The sequence below is a fragment of the Streptococcus sp. FSL W8-0197 genome, assembly GCF_037963785.1.
GTDB lineage: Bacteria > Bacillota > Bacilli > Lactobacillales > Streptococcaceae > Streptococcus > Streptococcus oralis_CQ.
Window position 1 is genome coordinate 1,185,147 of the sequence record NZ_CP150168.1, and the last position, 17,689, is coordinate 1,202,835.

A 17,689-nucleotide genomic window follows, 5' to 3' on the forward strand; every position below is an offset into this window, starting at 1 on the left:
TCACTTTTTGCCCAAAGCAGCCTGTTCTCGATAAAATTTTAACCAGATTTCCAACAAATGCTCCTCAGAGTACTCTTTGGAAATCTCACGAGCTTTTTCTTTCAAGTCCTTTAAGGCTTCAGGGTCATTCTTGTATTCTAGGATTGCTTCTCTCATCTCGGAAACATCACTTGTAGCACGATAATTCCCATCAAGAATAACCTTATACAGATCCAAATCTCTTAACATAATAGGAGCCTCGCAACTAGCAGCCTCTAAGATAGTCATAGGGAATAATTCATTGTAACTTGGTAGCAAGAATAGATCCGCCATAGCGTAAAGTTCCCGCATCCGTTCCGGTGACACAATTCCAGGGAAAATAAGATTTTTGGGTGGATTGTCCATTATCTTCTTGTAGCGTTCATAACCATCTGTCATCCCACCAAATGAAAAACCACCTGCCCAGATAAAGGTAATTTCTGGCAATTCCTCAGCAAGACGGATAAAATCATCAATTCCTTTACGTTTCTGAACCTGACCCGCACCGATTACGACAAACTGATCTTCCGCGAGATCCATTTCCTTCCGGAGTTGAGCAACTTGTTCAGCTGGTAATGGATGCCATTTTTCTTTGTTTACAAAATTTGGAATATAAGTTACTTTTTCACGCGGAATACCAGCAGCCACTAAATCCTCGATAAACATGGGATTGACCACCACCAAGTGTTCCATTCGGTTGTAAAAGGAAAAAACATAGCGTTTGACAATTCCTTTTAGGAAAAATGGAATCTTCAAACTCCCCTCAAGCGTATCAGGCAAAAAATGCACATAGCCAATTTTTCTCCCAGAGCGTTTCTTTTGGAAAGTAGATAAATAATAAGGGAAATCAATGGTATGAAAGTGAGTTACATCCGCTTCTACAGGAAGATTCTCTGTAACAATCAACTGGTCTTTGGCTTCGCGGTGAAGGAGACTAACCAATTCTCGATAAGCTCCTGACACTCCTTGACCAGCTACTTTTTCACTTGAGCTTAGCATATTAATACGCAATTTTTCGTTTTCCATACCTTTCATTATACCATTTTATTTCCAGAAAATCAGCAAAAGAAAGAAGAGACGATTGGAAAAAGGATAAAATTATCCTATTTTCCAATCGTCTCTCGCATTTTTCTTAGTCTTTATTTAATTCCTAGAGCGATACGCGCGTATCGGCTCATTTTTTCAACCGTCCAAGCTGGATACCAGACCAATTTAACTTCGGTATTGGTTACCTCAGGCACATCTGTCATCGCATCATGTATCTGGTCTGTCAAAAGGTCAGCCAGTGGGCAGCCCATAGTTGTCAAGGTCATATCAATTTCAGTATGACCTGTTTCACCATCAAAACGAATTTCATAAATCAAACCTAGGTTGACAATATCAATCCCCAACTCAGGGTCGATGACTTCTTCCAAAGCATTTAAAATGCGTGTTTTGATCGTTTCAATTTGCTCTTCTGTATAAGCCATGTTATTCCTCACTCTTAGTCTTCAATAAAATCACGAAGGGGTTTGCTGCGACTTGGTTGGCGCAATTTTCTCAAAGCCTTGGCCTCGATCTGACGGATACGCTCACGAGTCACGTTAAAGACTTTACCAACATCTTCAAGAGTACGCATTTTCCCATCGTCCAAACCGAAGCGCAAGCGCAAGACGTTTTCTTCACGGTCTGTAAGAGTATCCAAGACTTCATCCAACTGCTCACGCAAAACGATACGAGTTGTGTAGTCTACGGGATTTTCAATCACTTCGTCTTCGATAAAGTCCCCAAGATGGCTATCGTCCTCTTCACCAATCGGTGTTTCAAGCGATACAGGTTCTTGGGCGATTTTTAGGATTTCACGGACCTTGTCAGGTGTCATATCCATACGCTCAGCGATTTGTTCAGGTGTCGGATCTTGACCCAATTCTTGAAGGAGGTTACGCTGTTCTCGGACAAGCTTGTTAATGGTTTCAACCATGTGGACAGGGATACGAATAGTGCGGGCCTGGTCAGCAATGGCACGAGTGATTGCCTGACGAATCCACCAAGTTGCATACGTAGAAAACTTAAATCCTTTTGAATAGTCAAACTTGTCAACAGCCTTCATCAAGCCCATGTTTCCTTCTTGGATCAAGTCAAGAAATTGCATACCACGTCCTACGTAGCGCTTAGCAATAGAAACCACCAAACGAAGGTTGGCTTCTGCAAGACGTTGTTTGGCTTCGATATCACCAGCCTCAACTGCTAGGGCCAATTCTTTTTCCTCTTCGTTGGTCAAGAGAGGAACAACCCCGATTTCCTTCAAATACATACGGACTGGGTCATTAACCTTGGCAGAAGTTGAGCCAATCAAGTCCTCATCACTGAGTTCTGGTTCTTCTTCTGCACTAAGAACACGCGCACTTGGATTTCCTTCGTTATCTGTGATAGAAATTCCAGCATCCTGAATCCGTTGCAAAAGGTCTTCAATGCCGTCTGCATCGAGGGTGAAAGGAATAACCAGACTTGAATTGATTTCATCATCTGTTGCTGTTCCTGTTTTTTTGTGGTTACGGATAAAGTCTGCTACTTGCACATCAAATGTGGTTACTTCTTTTTGTTTTGTTGCCATTATTACTCCATTCTTCTCTTTTGGGAAATCAATCGTTGCAATTCTTCCAAGGCTGTGTCTGTATCTCCTACATGACTAGCTTCCTGCACTTTCTTTTTAATTCTTAAGTTGTCCTTGCTGAGGAGGGCACGGTTTCGAGTCGCTTCGACTTCCGCTAGCTCTTGGGGCGACATCTCAACTGGCAAATCCAAGCTAAGCACGTGGTACCAAGCATTTTCAACTTCAGGTGTCTGATGAGAAAGCTCCTCTGAGGCGATTTCTCCCTGCTCACTTAATAATTCGTAAAGAATCTGAAATTCTGGGGTATCAAAGAAAAAATCTTCTCTTAATCGATAGTCATTCAAAACAACTGGGTTCTCAGCCATCCTATAGAGGAGATGAGCCTCTGCTCTCATGACTGCTGTCAGTTGGCGCGTTACAGGTAAACTAATCGCTGCTGGAGGTTGCTCCTCTTTAACTCTTTCCTGCCTCTGAACAATGCGACTTTCATTTACTATCTGTTCCACCTGCTGGTAATCAAAAGAAGGTAGATTATCCGCCAGAATGTGGATATAAGAATTCTGGGCAGTGATAGACTTTTCCTTGGCGATTAGGGGCGCAATCTTTTCAATGAACTCAATTTGCGCCTGTAAGTTATCACTATTTTCTGGCTTGAGCTGGTGAATATAGAACTCTATAGGACTAATCCGGGTCTTGGTTAAAAGGTAAGCCAGGTCTTCAGTAGAATTCTTTTGCAAATACTCATCTGGGTCCATGGCATCAGGTACTCGAACAACCTCCACTGAAAAGTCTTTTAACTCCTCTAAAGCCTTGGCTGTTGCTGCCTGCCCTGCCTTGTCGCCATCATAGCTGAGAACAATTTTTTTGGTAAAGCGTTTGAGGTGGTCAACATGCTCCTTGCTTAAGGCTGTTCCCATGGAAGCTACAGCATTTTCTATACCAGCACGGTAGGCTGCAATCACATCCATGAAGCCTTCCATCAGATAGAGCTCTGTAACCTTACCTGTTCCCTTTTTTGCCTTGTCCAAATGATACAATTCGTAACTCTTGTTAAAAATTGCAGTTGAACGGCTATTTTTATACTTGGCAGTCTGACTATCCGTTTCTTGCCAGATACGACCTGAAAATGCAATAACCTGCCCCTTGTCATTGGTCAAAGGAAAGATGATCCGTCCGAAAAAAGTATCATAAAACTGATTGCCATCTGACAGATAAAACAAGCCGGAATCCAATAAATCCTTTTCCTCAAACTTGTCAGCTAAACGTTGGTAGAGATAGGTTCTCTCTGCTGGAGCTAGTCCAATCTGGAAGTGCTTCAGAACATCGTCTGTCAATCCGCGTTTGTAGAGATAAGCCCTTGCTTCTTCTCCCATCTTTGTCGTCATGAGGATGGCATGGTAAAAACGGGCAGCTTCTTCATGCATATCATATAGAGCTTGATGGGGTGAAGCTTGTTGAGGACGAGACTGTACCGGCATAGCTAGTTGAATACCGACGCGCTCTCCTAAGAGTTGAACGGCTTCCATAAAGGACACGCCTTGGTATTCTTCGATAAACTTAAAGACATCTCCTGAACGCCCACAGCCAAAACAGTGATAAAACTGCTTGTCTTCAACAACATTGAAAGAGGGGGTCTTTTCACCATGAAAAGGACAGAGCCCTAAATAGTTCCGTCCAGCCTTCTGCAAAGAAATCACATCACCTATGACTTCCACTATGTTGGCATTGTTTTTGATTTCTTCAATGACTTGCTTGTCAACCATACACAATACCTCCATCTTATCATAGTTTCACGTAAACTAGTATAGCTTATTTCTGAAAAAAAGTAAACCATTTCATACGCTTTCCGTAATTCTCTTTGCCTTATTCTTCTATATAGAAAGAGAAGATAAAAAACTCAGAAACACTTTCAGGATTCTAAGTTTTTCTTCACTATTTTTGATGATTATTTAACCCATCTATTCAAATAATTGATAGTAGTCTGAGATTTTCATCTTAGCTTTTTCTTCTTTATTGAGGTCTTGGATGATACGACCTTCCTTCATGACAATCAGACGATTGCCATACTTTAGTGCATCTTCCATATGGTGGGTAATCATCAAGGCTGTTAGATGATCCTTGCTGACAAAGTCATCTGTTAACTCCATCAAGGCAACACTAGTCTTTGGGTCGAGAGCTGCTGTGTGTTCATCCAACAAGAGCAACTCTGGTCGCTTCAAGGTTGCCATCAAGAGACTCAAGGCCTGACGTTGTCCACCTGAAAGAAACTCAATCGGAGTATCTAGATGCTTTTCAAGACCATTTCCCACTTTTTCAATGGTAGCCTGAAACTCTCCCCGATGACTTGATAGCCTTCTAGGAAGGAGTCCTCTCTTCTCACCACGAAACTTGGCAATCAAGAGATTTTCCGCCACCGTCATACGAGGAGCCGTACCCATTTTAGGATCCTGAAAGACACGAGACAAGTACTTAGCCCGCTTTTCAGGTGAAAAATGCGTCACATCCTCCCCCATGATACGGATACTTCCACTTGTTAAAGGCAAGGTACCTGCAATAGTGTTAAAAAGCGTTGACTTCCCAGCTCCATTTCCCCCTAAGATGGTAATGAAATCATGTTCGAAAATTTCAAGAGAAACATCATTCAGAATGATTTTTTCTTCGTCAAAGCCATTCGTGATGACTTTGGTGGCATTTTTTAATTCTACAATTGCTGTCATTTGCTAAACTTGACTCCTTTCAGGTATTTGCTTTTGAAGGTTGGAATCATGAGGCAAACTGCCAAAATCAAGGCGCTGTACAAACGAAGATAACTTGTATTAAACCCAAGAGCAATCACTCCCCAAACGAGGAACTGATAAGCAATAGACCCTACAACGATGGTCATGAGTCGCTCTGCCAGGGTCAAACTCTTGAACAAAACCTCACCAATAATCAAGCTAGCAAGCCCTACGACAATCACGCCGATTCCTCGAGAAACATCTGCATATCCTTCTTGTTGAGCAATTAAGGCTCCTGCAAGCGCGATGATCCCATTTGAGAGAACCAAGCCCATGAGTTCCATACGACCCGTATTGATACCAAAGCTACGAGCCATATCTGGATTATCACCAGTAGCGATGTAGGCCTGACCTAGTTTGGTATCAAGGAAAAAGAGCATGAGACCAATTACAAGAGCTACAAAGATTAATCCAGTCAGGAGTTGATTGAGATCCGAATCAAAAGGCAAGACATCTTGAATTTGCTTGGTCCCAAGAAGCCCCAAGTTGGCACGCCCCATAATCATGAGCATGATGGAATGGCAGGAAGTCATGACCAGAATCCCTGATAAGAGGGTTGGGATTTTTCCTTTGGTATATAAGAGACCTGTCGCCATTCCAGCTAGACAGCCCGCTCCTACTGCGGCTAGGGTTGCTAAAAATGGGTTGACTCCCTGTGTTATCAAGGTTACAGCTACTGCTCCCCCAAGAGGAAAAGAACCTTCAGTAGTCATATCTGGAAAATTCAAAATTCGAAAAGTCATAAAGATTCCCAAACCTAAAATCGCCCAGACCATCCCCTGAGAAATAATGGATACTATCATAATCTTTCACTCATTTCTTTCTTTAGTAAAAATGGGAGGAGATGTGTCCAGCTCCTCCTTTATCTTTATTCAATCACTTGTCCTGCTTCTTTTAGAACGGACTCAGGAATGGTGATACCAAGTTCCTGCGCTAGTTTTTTGTTAATCACTGACTTACCAGTTGAAAAGACATTAACTGGCGTATCAGCTGGTTTTTCACCTTTCAAAACTTTGGCAATCATTTTACCAGTAGCCACTCCAAGATCGTGTTGGTCAACTACTACAGATGCTAATCCACCTGCTTCTACCATGGCAGTGGCACTTGGATAGATTGGCTTTTTAGCTGTTTGGTTGCTTGAAACAACTGTTGAAAATGCGGATGCGATGGTGTTGTCAATTGGAACCCAAATCGCATCAACCTTACTTGTCATGACATTGACTGTTGAAGCAATTTCATTTGTTGATGGAACAGCAAATGTTTCGACTGTCAAACCTGCTTTTTCAGCATAAGCCTTGAATTCTTCTACCTGTGTTTTTGAGTTATCTTCGCTACTTGAGTAAAGAGCACCGATTGTTTTGACATTTGGTGTCAAAGTTTTAATCAATTCCACTTGTTGTTCAGCAGGGTTGTGGTCTGACACCCCTGTGATGTTGCCACCTGGTTTTTTCAAATCTTTGACCAAGTTAGCACCGATTGGGTCTGTAATAGCAGCCATGATAACTGGTAGGTCTTTTGTAGCACTAGCGAGTCCTTGAGCTGCTGGTGTTGCAATCCCAACAACTACATCGTTTCCATTTGCTACCAATTGTTTACTCATGGTTGCAACCTTGCTCTGATCTCCTTCAGAGTTCATAAAGTCGATTTTTACTTGATCGTCCTTATAGCCTTCTTCAGCTAGTCCATCTTGAATCCCTTGGTAAATCAAGTCCAAGGATGGGTGACTAACAAATTGAAGGACACCAACCTTAGCAACCTTTTGCTCTTCCTTAGCTGATGGCTTGTTCATAGATGAATAAATCAAGCTAGCCACCACCAATACTGCTAATCCAGCGACAATTCCAATCAAACGTTTATTTTTCATTTTTCTTTCTCCTTAATTCTTTTACCTTAATTTTTTAAATCACATCATCAAGCGACGCCATCGTTTAAATTCCATCATCATCCTCCTAATAGAAAAAGTCCTCACACAAAAAACTTGTGTGAGGACGTCGATGCGCGGTGCCACCTCAATTATAGGGAATATCCCTATCGCTCTTTCTCGCAATAACGAGTTGCACTGTAAGGTGTGCTCACCGAATTTTTATGATTTCAAATTCTTAAGTACATTCAGCCCAATTTCATCAATTTCATCTATCTGCTTTCACCAACCACAGACTCTCTATAAAATGAGCATGATTACTTTCTGAATGTTTAAATTATATCATTTTTCAACTACTTGTCAAGCTTATTTTTAGAATTTTTTAAACAATTCAAAAACTTCCCCTTGAAAAAGGAGGAAGTTTGTAGAATATCAGCCTGAATTACGCAAACCAGTTGCAATTCCGTTGATAGTTGTATGGATCAGTTTTTCTTCGTCTGCTGACAATTCGCCGCGACGTTGACGTTTGATCAACTCCAACTGGATGTAGTTCAGGATATTAAAGTAAGGCATACGATAGTTTAGACTGTCTTTTAGATAAGAGTTTTCTGCCAAGAGTTCGTCATAACCTTCGATAGCTAAAATAACGTCCTTAGTCAACTGCCATTCATCTAAAATAGTGTAGTAGATAGCTTGTACTTCTTCGTCTTCACAGAGCTTGGCATATTCAAAAGCAATGTTCATGTTAGACTTAGACAAGACCATGTCTACATTGGAAAGCAAAGATTGGAAGAAAGGCCAGTTTTGGTACATGTCTCGAAGGAACTCGATATTCTTTGGATCTTGATCAATAAACTCTTTAAAGCTTGATCCCACACCATACCACCCAGGGAACATGACACGGCTTTGTGACCATGAGAAGACCCAAGGAATAGCACGCAAACCGCCAATTTCAGTGATGGTCTTACGAGCAGCTGGACGCGAACCGATATTGAAGCTTGAAATAGCTTTGATTGGACTTGATTCAAAGAAATAGTCATAGAAATGTTCATTTCCAAAGACCAAATCACGATAGATATCGTAGCTACGGTCCACTACTTGATCCATAATAGCTTCGTAACGATTTGACGTATTGGTATCACTCTTCTTCTTGGTAATCATACGGTTAATGGCTGCAGAAACCAACATTTCAAGGTTATAGTAGGCTGCATCTTTGTTACCGTATTTGTTTCCAATCACTTCTCCCTGCTCAGTCAGACGGATACGGTCCTTGATAGACTTGAGTGGTTGAGACGTAATAGCTTCATAAGTTGGTCCACCACCACGACCCACAGTACCACCGCGACCGTGGAAGAAAGTGACCTTAACGCCAAATTCATCCCCAATAGCAGTCAGTTGTTGTTGCGCTTTATAGAGAGTCCAACACGAGGACAGGTAACCACCGTCCTTGTTACTATCAGAGTAGCCGAGCATGATTTCCTGATAGTTATCTTTTGAAGCAATCCATTTTTTAGCCAAAGGAAGAGAAAAATATCTTCTCATGGTTTCTTCCGAATGGTCTAAGTCCTCGATCGTTTCAAAGAGGGGAACAATCTGAACGCGGGCTTTTTGAGCATCAACCAAGCCGACTTCCTTGAGCATGATGGCTAGCTCTAGCATATCAGATACACTGGTTGCGTGAGAAATGATGGTTTGACGAATGACATTTTCACCTAGTTTATCCTTCAATTTGCGCGCAGCTTTAAAGATAGAGAGTTCTTTTTCAAGCAGTTCTGACTTTTCAGCATGAGTCGCTGAGAGGATACGAGGATCTTCTTCCAACTCTTTTAAGAGGAGTGCGCATTTTTCATCTTCAGATAGATCGCTATAGTGATCATTGATACCAGCAGATGCTAGCAATTCAGCTACACAGGCTTCGTGAACACTAGAGTCTTGGCGCATATCGATAGAAGCAAGGTAGAAACCAAAGATTTCGACAGCTTGCATCAACTCTACAAATTCTCCTGAAATCAGGTATTCTCCTTTGTTCTCAAGGAGAGAATCGCGAATGGCCAACAAATCTTGATAGAATTCATCTGCAGTGGCATATCTAGGCTGAAGGTCCTTGTCTTCAATCAAATAAGCCTTGGTTGCCTGCATCTTAGCTTGGATGTCAAAGAGGGCACGACGATAGAGTTCTTTTTCACGATAAATCGAGTTATCTTGTGACTTCAGCGCCATCTCACGGACCTTGTCACTGACATTCACGATGCTGGTTGAAAGTGAAAATTCACGATAAAGATTATAAATCTTTTCATCATAGTAGTTCATGATGACTTCGCACTGAGTCAAGGCTGATTTGTTAAGAGTTTCCGCAGTTACGAAAGGATTTCCATCACGGTCTCCTCCGATCCACATCCCCATGGTAATCGGTTTTGGATGCTGAAGCTCGATACCTTGTTCTTTAGCCAATTTTTTATACTCAGCCGTCAAACGCGGAACAGCATTCAGGAAAGAACTTTGGTAATACTCCATCACGTTGGTGATTTCGTTGGTTACTTTCAATTTTTTCTCACGAATCATGTCCGTTTGCATGATAATTTCAATGTAACGACGTAGATCTGTGTGCCATTTTTCTTTATTAATCAAGCCAAGTTTGACATCACGGTACTTGCGCAAAAGCGTATGGATATGGTTGGTCAAGTCCAGCATACTCTTGCGTTGTACTTGCGTTGGATGAGCGGTCAAGACGGGAACGACATTTAACTTTTCTAAAATTTCAGCTGCATTTTCTTTTTCAGCTACCATTTTAATCGTTGTAGATAGTTTCCCTAGATAGTCTTGGTCCACATTGTTTTGGTGATTGATTTCATAGGCCAAATCCACATCCTCAGAGATATTAATCAAAAGTGGAAGGATTGAGAAATAGCGTGAAATGTAAATCATTTCTTCATTCGAAAGACTGGTCACTAGGTCATTGAGCCCTTGATAATTCTCGCTAGTTGATAATTCCTTCAACTGGATAATCTTTTCAAAGGTTTCTGGCGCTAGCATATTTTTTGTGATATCTTCTAATAGCTCAGTCAGAATCAAGACTTCTTCTTGGACGACTGCTTTATTACTATAGTTTTCTAATTTTTGAAGAGACATATACTTTCCTTTCCATACAATCCTTACAGACTTTCATCGATTTGATTCTCGTATTCTCTGATAAGTTTGGCACGTTTTTCGCTGGCATCAATGTTTAGTACAAGCGCGATGGCTACGGATAATACCAATAGACTGTTCCCACCTTGTGAAAGGAAGGGGAAGGTTACCCCTGTAGAAGGAATCAACCCTGAAATCCCACCGATATTGACAAAGACCTGAACAAGGATCATTCCTCCGACACCAATAGCAACCATAGAGTTAAAAGGGTCCTTTGCTCGAATACCAACCAAGATGATTCGTAAAATCAAGAAGAAGAGTAAAGCCAAAATCATACCGGCTCCTACGAATCCAAACTCCTCAATAACAATCGAAAAGACGAAATCCGTATGGGCTTCTGGCAGATAACCACGCTTCTCGATAGAATTCCCTAATCCCAGCCCGAACCAGCCACCATTTACCATTGCATAATAGGAATTTGCGAGCTGGTGTCCTGCACCCGCCAAGTCATTAAAAGGATTAAAGAAGGCACTAAAACGTTTAGCAACGTAACCAAATACAGGAATTTTAGAGAACTTTTCAACCCCAACAAAGCGAATGACAGACAAGACTAACATTGAGCTCCCTGCCAAGAGAGCCAGAATGGTTGAGAACCAACGATAGGCGATTCCACTTACGGTATACATGATGAGCGCCACCAAGACCAAGATGGTCGCATTTCCCAAGTCTGGGAAAATTCCCAGGCTACCAATCAGAACTAGCAGAACAAAACGCCAGTCGTTAAAAGCTCGAGGTAGCCACTGATTCTGTGTCAAAACCTGGAAGTCATAAACCGCAATCTCATCTTGCTGTTTTGAAAATCGATGCGCCAGGTACCAGATGATGATAATCTTAAGGTATTCCGCAGGCTGAATCGTTACAGGTCCTACAGAGATCCATCCGTATGCTCCATTAACAGGTGTTCCGACCAGTCGCGCCAGAGCTAAAAGAACCATCTCCACAATCATTACGATAAAAATAAGACGTCCGTTTCTTAGGAAACCTAATTTTAATTTATAGATTAAGGCAATCAGAATCAAACTAGCTATCCAGAAGATCCCCTGGTTACGCACCAATTGAAAGGCACTTTTTCCTTCTTCGATCAAGGTTGCACTCGTTGTCGAGTACACCACAATCAGTCCCAAAATCGATAAAAGGAAGTAAGGAATCAAAATGGAATAGTTTAGTAGGTGCCTTTTGCTAATTTTCATATTTCACCACTCTAATAGGAACAGACGCTTCTGTTCCCAATTCCGTTTTATTTTCTAGTTTTGATTGCTATTATACCACTTTTTCAGAAAGAAAAAAACTCTTATCCTTTAATCCTTCGAATTTTACTCATTTTCTCGTATCAGGTATAAAAAAACAAATCTCTTTTGAGATTTGTTTTTTGCTTACTTAGTTAGATGAAGAACTGCTGCTTGAGCTTGAGTCACCACCACCGATGTATTGGGTGAAGATGTTTTGGAAGGCTTGGTCTTTAACCTTGATGTTTGCTGCTTGCAATTCTTTACCAATTACTCCTTGAACAAAGGCTGAATCATTTTGTTTTTGAGTCAAGATGATGGTCTTCAATTTTTCTTTATAATCCTCGATATTAGAAGATTTTTCTGTTTTCTTCGTTACTTTGATGATGTAGAACTGACTACTGTAGGCTTGTGTTCCAGTAGCTGTAATCACATCAGAAACCCCGTTCACATCCAAGGCAAAGGCTGCTTTCTTGACTTGTTCTGGAAGTTCTGTTGAAGCAGAGTCAAAAGTGATTTCTCCACCATTTTCTTTTGTTTTATCGTCGTTAGAGTTGTCTTTTGCCAACTGAGCAAAATCCGCACCTTCTGCTTTAGCTTTCTCAAGTACTTCTTTTGCCTTGTCTTCATTATCCAAACGGATGATTTGAGCTGTTACATCTGGTGTGTAAGACTCAAAAGCTTTTTGGTAGGCTTCGTCTGTCAACTCACTCTCAGCAGCCTTTTTAACCGCTAATTCAACCAATTTGCTGGTACGGATTTGAGCTTTACGAGTCTCAGGTGTCATACCTGCACGTTGAAGCACGCTGTTGTAGCTATCGCCGTATTTCTTTTGTTCCTCAGCAACGGCGTCATCCACATCTTTATCTGTTACCTCTGACCCATATTGTTGTTCAAATACTTTTTGGATGGTCATATTGAGCAAGACTTGTTGTGCAGTTGGATTGTTCTTTACTTCTTCAAAGAATTGATGCTCTGTAATCACATCGCCCTTCATGCTGATCAAATCTTTTCCTTCAGAACTGTTTGAACAAGCTGCAAGTGTTGCTACTGATAAAAGTGTGATGGCTCCTGCCATAAGTTTTTTCTTCATTTTTACTCCTTTTACGATAAGTGTTACCTTATCTATTTTACTATAATTTCTTAAATTTACCTGAAAATCATTCGCTCTCAGGAAGCTCTACTTCTGCTAGATTTTTTCTTAGCATGAGAATGCCGTCTCCAAGTGGAACTAGAGTCGCTGTTAGACCTGGATTGTTCAAAGTTGCGTCGAAAAGTCTTTGCAAACCACGGTAAATGGTTCGTTGACCACGGCGGACTTCCATGATGTCCTTGGCAACATCTCCTCCTTGGAAAATATCATCCAAGACGACTACTCCACCAACTTCCAAGTGATTGAGGATTTCAGGCAGAAAGACGATATACTTTGACTTGGCCGAATCCATAAAGACAAAATCATATGTTTCTGTCAAAGTAGATAAAACATCAACAGCATCACCTTCAAGTAAGGTGATTTGCTTACGACTGTCAAACTGGGCAAAGTTTTCCTTGGCAAAGCCTATCATTTCTGGATTACGGTCAATAGTTGTAATCTTGGCATCTAGCGCATGTTCCGCCATCAAGAGTGCTGAAAAACCGATAGCCGTCCCAATTTCCAAAATGTTCTTGGGCTGTATAGTCTCCATGAGAAATCGAAAATACGCGACCGTTTCATGGGGAATAATGGGAATGTTTTCCTTGCGAGCGAAGGTCTCCAATTCTTTCAAGGAACCTGTCACCTGCTTTTGACGCTGGCGCATGAGTTCAACGATTTCTTCCTTGACGACAGGCCGACGCATATTGTGATTGGCATTTTTACTATAAGACTCTACCATCTTAAGCTAGTCCCAATTTTTCAACAAGGGCTTCAAACTCGTTCAAGCGGCGTTCAAAGACTGCAAAGGCATCGTTGAGATAGTCTTCCTTCTCCATATCCACTCCCGCTTTTCTCATAACATTGAGCGGATAGTCTGACTTACCTGCCTTGAGGTAGTCGATATAGCGGTCACGGTCTTCTTGACTACCATGGACAATCTTTTCAGCTAAGGCTGAAGCAGCTGCAAAACCAGTTGAATATTGATAAACATAGTAGTTATAGTAGAAATGTGGAATGCGTGCCCACTCGTATTGGATCTGAGGATTGTCTTCCTTGCTGAGTCCATAGTACTCTTGGTTCAGGTCAGCGTAGAGCTTATTGAGGAAATCACTTGTCAAGACTTCTCCATTTTGGTCTGCTTGGTGGATGGCGTGTTCAAACTCAGCGAATTGAGTTTGACGGAAGACTGTTCCACGGAAACCGTCTAGGAAGTTATTGAGAATAGCAAAGCGAGTTGCATCGTCTTCTACTTCTTCCAACAATTTCTCTGTCAAGATATTTTCGTTTGTGGTTGAGGCAATCTCCGCCAAGAAGATAGAGTAATCCCCGTAAACATAAGGCTGGGTTTCACGAGTATAGCTTGAGTGCATACTGTGACCTGTTTCATGGACAAGGGTAAAGAGATTGTCTAGATTGTCCTGCCAGTTGAGAAGCATAAAGGCATTGGTATCGTAAGAACCACCAGAGTAGGCACCAGAACGCTTGCCTTGGTTTTCATAGACATCAATCCAACGCTCACTGAAGGCACGTTTAACACGGCTCAAGTAGTCGTCACCTAAAACTGCCAAAGCTTCTTCTGCCTTTTTCAAGGCTTCTTCGTAGGTAAAGCTATAATCTACTGACGAAAGTGGTGTGTAGACATCGTACATCTTGAGGTCGGAAATACCTAAGATTTTAGAACGAAGTTCTAGGTAACGATGCAAGAGTGGCAAATGCTTGCGAACTGCTGCTACTAGATTGTCATAGACACTTTCTGGAACAAAGTTTGCTGCGAGGGCTGCATGGCGAGCACTCTTATAGTTGCGAACTTTTGCTCGGTAGTTTTGCACCTTAACATTTGTCTGCAAGGTCTTAGCATAAGTATGTTGGAATTGCTCGTAAGTCGCATAAAGGGCTTCATAGGCACCACGACGCACTTCACGGTTTTTAGACTCCATCAAACGGATGTAAGTACCGTGTGAGAGTTGCACTTCATTGCCTTCGTCATCAAGCACGTATGGGAAGCTAATATCCGCATTGTCCAAAATAGCGAAGGTTTCACTAGCAGAACCAAAGATTTCTCCTGCTCCAGCAAGCAATTCTTCCTCACGTTGCGAAAGAACATGGTCTTTCTTTTGCAAGAGCTTGTCAAAAAAGTGCTTGTAAACTTGGAGTTTTGGTTGAGCTTCTAGGAAGGCCGCATACTGCTCTTCGCTAATCTCCATAAACTCAGGTTCATAGAATGAAAAGGCTTGTTCTAACTGACTGTATAGGGTCATTGCCTTGGCATAGTACTCTTGATACTTGGTCTCACGCGTGTCCTGGTCATTTTTCATATGCGCATAGACATAAAGCTTTTCAACTTGGCGTTCCAAGTCGAGTGAGAATTCTGTGATCTCAAGCAAACTGTCTGCGCTGTCCAAGAGATGTCCCTCATACTGGGCTGCTGTTTGTACTTTTTCAGTTAAATCTTTCAAGGCTTCTTCCCAAGCCTGGTCTGTTGGGTAGATTGTCGAAAGATCCCATGTATCTTTTTCATTTATTTCATGTCGTTGTAATACCATAAGATTCCTCCATCCTTTCTATTTTACCACATTTTTTGAGAAATATAAGTGATAAAAGGCTGGTGGATAGAGCTTTTGGCGATTATTTTTCGGATTTTTTTGATAGTAGGCCTGAAAATTTCTATAATAGCTAGCCAAATCCGTTTCAATCTGCAAAAAATCTCCTGACTCTATCGGTCTGACCTGGGGATACCAGTCATCCAGTTGACGGTTTAATAGATTGTCTCCTCGTTGATAAGCCTCCTCCTGTTTTTTCATCCAGTAAGGGTTTTGGTAGTACAACTGTTGGCGAATGTAGTGACAGATAGTGGAATCTTGCACAACTGCAAAACGAGGCAGTTTTTGTTTCTGATAAGGAAATCGTAGAATTTCCAAGAGATTTCCTTTTCCATAGGGAAATTCTTTGACCTGAAAATGAAGCTTGCCACGTAGATCCTGATGCAGAAGATATTTGAGTCTCAAAATTTTCCTTTTGAGATCCAGTTCCCAAACAAAGAAACCCATATTTTGACTAAAATAGAGAAAGCCCCTTTGCAGTTGTGTTAATCGCTCCTTTAACCAGAGTTTTTCTCCCAGTAGCCAGATAACCTGATAGCCCTGGCTGCGGTATCCTTGGCTTCTATCGCCTAAAAGCTTTTGAGACAAGGGGCTGCACTGAACCTCCAGTGCTAATTTTTCATTGACGAGAACATCTGCTATCTGCTGAATCTCGGGCAGACTATATTCTAAGGCGACCTGATTGTCTTTCTTGGCCCAGTGATAAAGGCCCTCTTTGTTGCCCAAGTGTTCTGGACTTTCATTCTCAAAAATGGCCATACAATCCCTTAACCTTTCATGGGCAAAGTGCGTTCGAATGCTCTGTCCTTGGCGTAATCGTAGTCCGCCTCCACAGGCTGGACAAGTATAAGCTTGCTTGGTCACATCATTTTCGAGGGCATTCACAAAATTCCCCTTGGCATCTCTGGCTACAAACATGGGCTACCTCCTTTTCTCATTTATTCGAAAAAGAAGCAAAAAAGACTGGAATTCCAGCCTTTCATGATACTATTTCTTATCTTTTTTGTCTCTTAGAATATTTTTTTAGCATGGGAATGAGATTAGGAATCTGCTCACTTCTAATGACCAGCACGCCGTATTCCTGACAACGATTGGCATAAGCTGGATTGATTTTTCCCGTACAAACAATCAACTTGAGGCAACTCTCCCCAGCAAAATGATTGGCGTAGACTTCTAGTTCGTTAATGGCTTCAACTGATAAATCTGTCATCTTGCAAGAGATAAAGGTAATCGAGCGTCCCTTTCTCAGAATGACATCAATCTCATTTTGAACATTGTCCGCCTCTGGAAAGATGCCATTCCAATCAATCTCACCGCCTATCATACACTCATCAAACAGCTGCGATTCCAGCGCCAAGAGATAAAGATACACCTCTAAAATATGCCCCTTGTTGCGGCAAAAAACTTGAGCTTCTTGACTTGGAAAGCTGTATGCTACTCGTTTCTTGTCTTCGCTTTCAATACAAAGCATTCCTGCTTCCACAAGTAAAGGAATAAGGGATTTTGGATAGTGATAATACCTGCCATTGTTTTCCAGTATCTTTTCTGTCTCAGCATGCAGGTCATTGGTCTTAGCTAGAGAGAAAAATTGGGTCACTTGATACCAGTGAGCAGGATTGGAAATAGCAGAGCTGGCTAGCTTTTTAATGGCTGCAATTTGCTGATCTGAGTGGATAGGGCGTTTTGATTTGAGCATTTTTCCACCACGCAAGGCTATCAGCTGTTGGATGCTTAGGGTTGGAATGTCCAAGTCTTCTTTTTCTAACTGACCGGCTACCCACTTGTATTGTTTTCCCCGCTCGACATCCATGGCAACGATGGGGAGCTGCCGATCCAAGCCATATTGATAGAGAGATAAGGCTAGTAGTGAATCCCCGCCAAAAACATCGAGAAGGACTTGGTCGTAACCTGCTAGGCAATAATCTAACTGATCTGTTAATTGTTCTAAAGTTAGCTGACGAAAGGTCACTCGTTGGATATGGTGCACCTCATCAAGAATAAACTGACGGAGGGAGACTTTCTCTTCATTGCTTATTTTTGTCAAAGAAAGAAAGAGAATCTCGTCACAATCACTGATAAAGGCTTGGTAGACATTCTTTTCCAATACATGCCGATCATACAATTCCACCAAAAGACTCGTCATTCGACCACCTCCATCATAAAGACTTTCTTGCGCTGAGAGTATCAGCAATACAGTTCTACTACTCAGATTTCCTACTTCTAGTATAGCATAAAATCCTGCTCGCCCCAATCAACCAACGCAAACAAAAACGAATAGAAACCTTGCAAATCG

Annotated in this window: 14 protein-coding genes and 1 other annotated feature; all 14 genes read right to left on the reverse strand. The window is 41.7% G+C overall.

What is annotated here, in order from left to right; translation table 11 throughout:
• Positions 1–1,044, reverse strand: coding sequence for a glycosyltransferase family 4 protein (locus NYE79_RS06010; protein WP_042902349.1), 1,044 nt, complete (start codon positions 1,042–1,044; stop codon positions 1–3).
• 113 nt (positions 1,045–1,157) lie between these two features.
• On the reverse strand, positions 1,158–1,487 hold the full coding sequence (locus NYE79_RS06015) for a metal-sulfur cluster assembly factor (protein WP_000331930.1): 330 nt from the start codon (positions 1,485–1,487) through the stop codon (positions 1,158–1,160).
• A 14-nt stretch (positions 1,488–1,501) separates the two neighbouring features.
• Entirely contained in the window at positions 1,502–2,611 is a 1,110-nt protein-coding gene (rpoD, locus tag NYE79_RS06020) for an RNA polymerase sigma factor RpoD (protein ID WP_000201892.1), read from the reverse strand.
• Positions 2,612–2,613: 2 nt separating this feature from the next.
• Positions 2,614–4,374 (reverse strand): DNA primase, encoded by a 1,761-nt coding sequence (gene dnaG / locus NYE79_RS06025; RefSeq protein WP_251464225.1) that lies wholly within the window; start codon positions 4,372–4,374, stop codon positions 2,614–2,616.
• A 195-nt stretch (positions 4,375–4,569) separates the two neighbouring features.
• Entirely contained in the window at positions 4,570–5,328 is a 759-nt protein-coding gene (locus tag NYE79_RS06030; RefSeq protein WP_042902352.1) for an ABC transporter ATP-binding protein, read from the reverse strand.
• Complete coding sequence (locus tag NYE79_RS06035; protein WP_000637255.1) at positions 5,325–6,191, reverse strand: ABC transporter permease; 867 nt, start codon at positions 6,189–6,191, stop codon at positions 5,325–5,327. Before NYE79_RS06035 ends, NYE79_RS06030 begins: the two co-directional genes overlap by 4 nt.
• 65 nt (positions 6,192–6,256) lie before the next feature.
• Positions 6,257–7,252 (reverse strand): tryptophan ABC transporter substrate-binding protein, encoded by a 996-nt coding sequence (gene trpX / locus NYE79_RS06040; RefSeq protein WP_000792187.1) that lies wholly within the window; start codon positions 7,250–7,252, stop codon positions 6,257–6,259.
• 117 nt (positions 7,253–7,369) lie between these two features.
• Positions 7,370–7,585: a binding site (T-box leader), on the reverse strand.
• A 96-nt stretch (positions 7,586–7,681) separates the two neighbouring features.
• Entirely contained in the window at positions 7,682–10,378 is a 2,697-nt protein-coding gene (gene ppc, locus NYE79_RS06045) for a phosphoenolpyruvate carboxylase (RefSeq protein WP_000058165.1), read from the reverse strand.
• Positions 10,379–10,401: 23 nt separating this feature from the next.
• Positions 10,402–11,625 carry an FtsW/RodA/SpoVE family cell cycle protein gene (locus tag NYE79_RS06050; protein ID WP_339293613.1) on the reverse strand — a complete coding sequence of 408 codons (1,224 nt, stop codon included), beginning with the start codon at positions 11,623–11,625 and terminating at the stop codon, positions 10,402–10,404.
• Positions 11,626–11,812: 187 nt separating this feature from the next.
• A complete protein-coding gene (prsA, locus tag NYE79_RS06055) occupies positions 11,813–12,754 on the reverse strand; it encodes a peptidylprolyl isomerase PrsA (RefSeq protein WP_000728080.1) in 942 nt (313 codons plus the stop codon).
• A gap of 67 nt (positions 12,755–12,821) precedes the next feature.
• On the reverse strand, positions 12,822–13,535 hold the full coding sequence (locus NYE79_RS06060; RefSeq protein WP_070800365.1) for an O-methyltransferase: 714 nt from the start codon (positions 13,533–13,535) through the stop codon (positions 12,822–12,824).
• Position 13,536: 1 nt separating this feature from the next.
• Positions 13,537–15,339 (reverse strand): oligoendopeptidase F, encoded by a 1,803-nt coding sequence (pepF, locus tag NYE79_RS06065; RefSeq protein ID WP_339293614.1) that lies wholly within the window; start codon positions 15,337–15,339, stop codon positions 13,537–13,539.
• 18 nt (positions 15,340–15,357) lie between these two features.
• On the reverse strand, positions 15,358–16,314 hold the full coding sequence (locus tag NYE79_RS06070) for a competence protein CoiA family protein (protein ID WP_033629881.1): 957 nt from the start codon (positions 16,312–16,314) through the stop codon (positions 15,358–15,360).
• Between the two features lie 76 nt (positions 16,315–16,390).
• Positions 16,391–17,539 carry a DUF1887 family protein gene (locus tag NYE79_RS06075; protein ID WP_000202644.1) on the reverse strand — a complete coding sequence of 383 codons (1,149 nt, stop codon included), beginning with the start codon at positions 17,537–17,539 and terminating at the stop codon, positions 16,391–16,393.
• Between the last annotated feature and the right edge of the window lie 150 nt (positions 17,540–17,689).

Bases quoted from the DNA above. Each gene is read 5' to 3' on its own strand.
- NYE79_RS06010 (WP_042902349.1), bottom strand. From the start codon at position 1,044: ATGGAAAACGAAAAATTGCGTATTAATATGCTAAGCTCAAGTGAAAAA.
- NYE79_RS06015 (WP_000331930.1), bottom strand. From the start codon at position 1,487: ATGGCTTATACAGAAGAGCAAATTGAAACGATCAAAACACGCATTTTA.
- rpoD (WP_000201892.1), bottom strand. From the start codon at position 2,611: ATGGCAACAAAACAAAAAGAAGTAACCACATTTGATGTGCAAGTAGCA.
- dnaG (WP_251464225.1), bottom strand. From the start codon at position 4,374: ATGGTTGACAAGCAAGTCATTGAAGAAATCAAAAACAATGCCAACATA.
- NYE79_RS06030 (WP_042902352.1), bottom strand. From the start codon at position 5,328: ATGACAGCAATTGTAGAATTAAAAAATGCCACCAAAGTCATCACGAAT.
- NYE79_RS06035 (WP_000637255.1), bottom strand. From the start codon at position 6,191: ATGATAGTATCCATTATTTCTCAGGGGATGGTCTGGGCGATTTTAGGT.
- trpX (WP_000792187.1), bottom strand. From the start codon at position 7,252: ATGAAAAATAAACGTTTGATTGGAATTGTCGCTGGATTAGCAGTATTG.
- ppc (WP_000058165.1), bottom strand. From the start codon at position 10,378: ATGTCTCTTCAAAAATTAGAAAACTATAGTAATAAAGCAGTCGTCCAA.
- NYE79_RS06050 (WP_339293613.1), bottom strand. From the start codon at position 11,625: ATGAAAATTAGCAAAAGGCACCTACTAAACTATTCCATTTTGATTCCT.
- prsA (WP_000728080.1), bottom strand. From the start codon at position 12,754: ATGAAGAAAAAACTTATGGCAGGAGCCATCACACTTTTATCAGTAGCA.
- NYE79_RS06060 (WP_070800365.1), bottom strand. From the start codon at position 13,535: ATGGTAGAGTCTTATAGTAAAAATGCCAATCACAATATGCGTCGGCCT.
- pepF (WP_339293614.1), bottom strand. From the start codon at position 15,339: ATGGTATTACAACGACATGAAATAAATGAAAAAGATACATGGGATCTT.
- NYE79_RS06070 (WP_033629881.1), bottom strand. From the start codon at position 16,314: ATGTTTGTAGCCAGAGATGCCAAGGGGAATTTTGTGAATGCCCTCGAA.
- NYE79_RS06075 (WP_000202644.1), bottom strand. From the start codon at position 17,539: ATGACGAGTCTTTTGGTGGAATTGTATGATCGGCATGTATTGGAAAAG.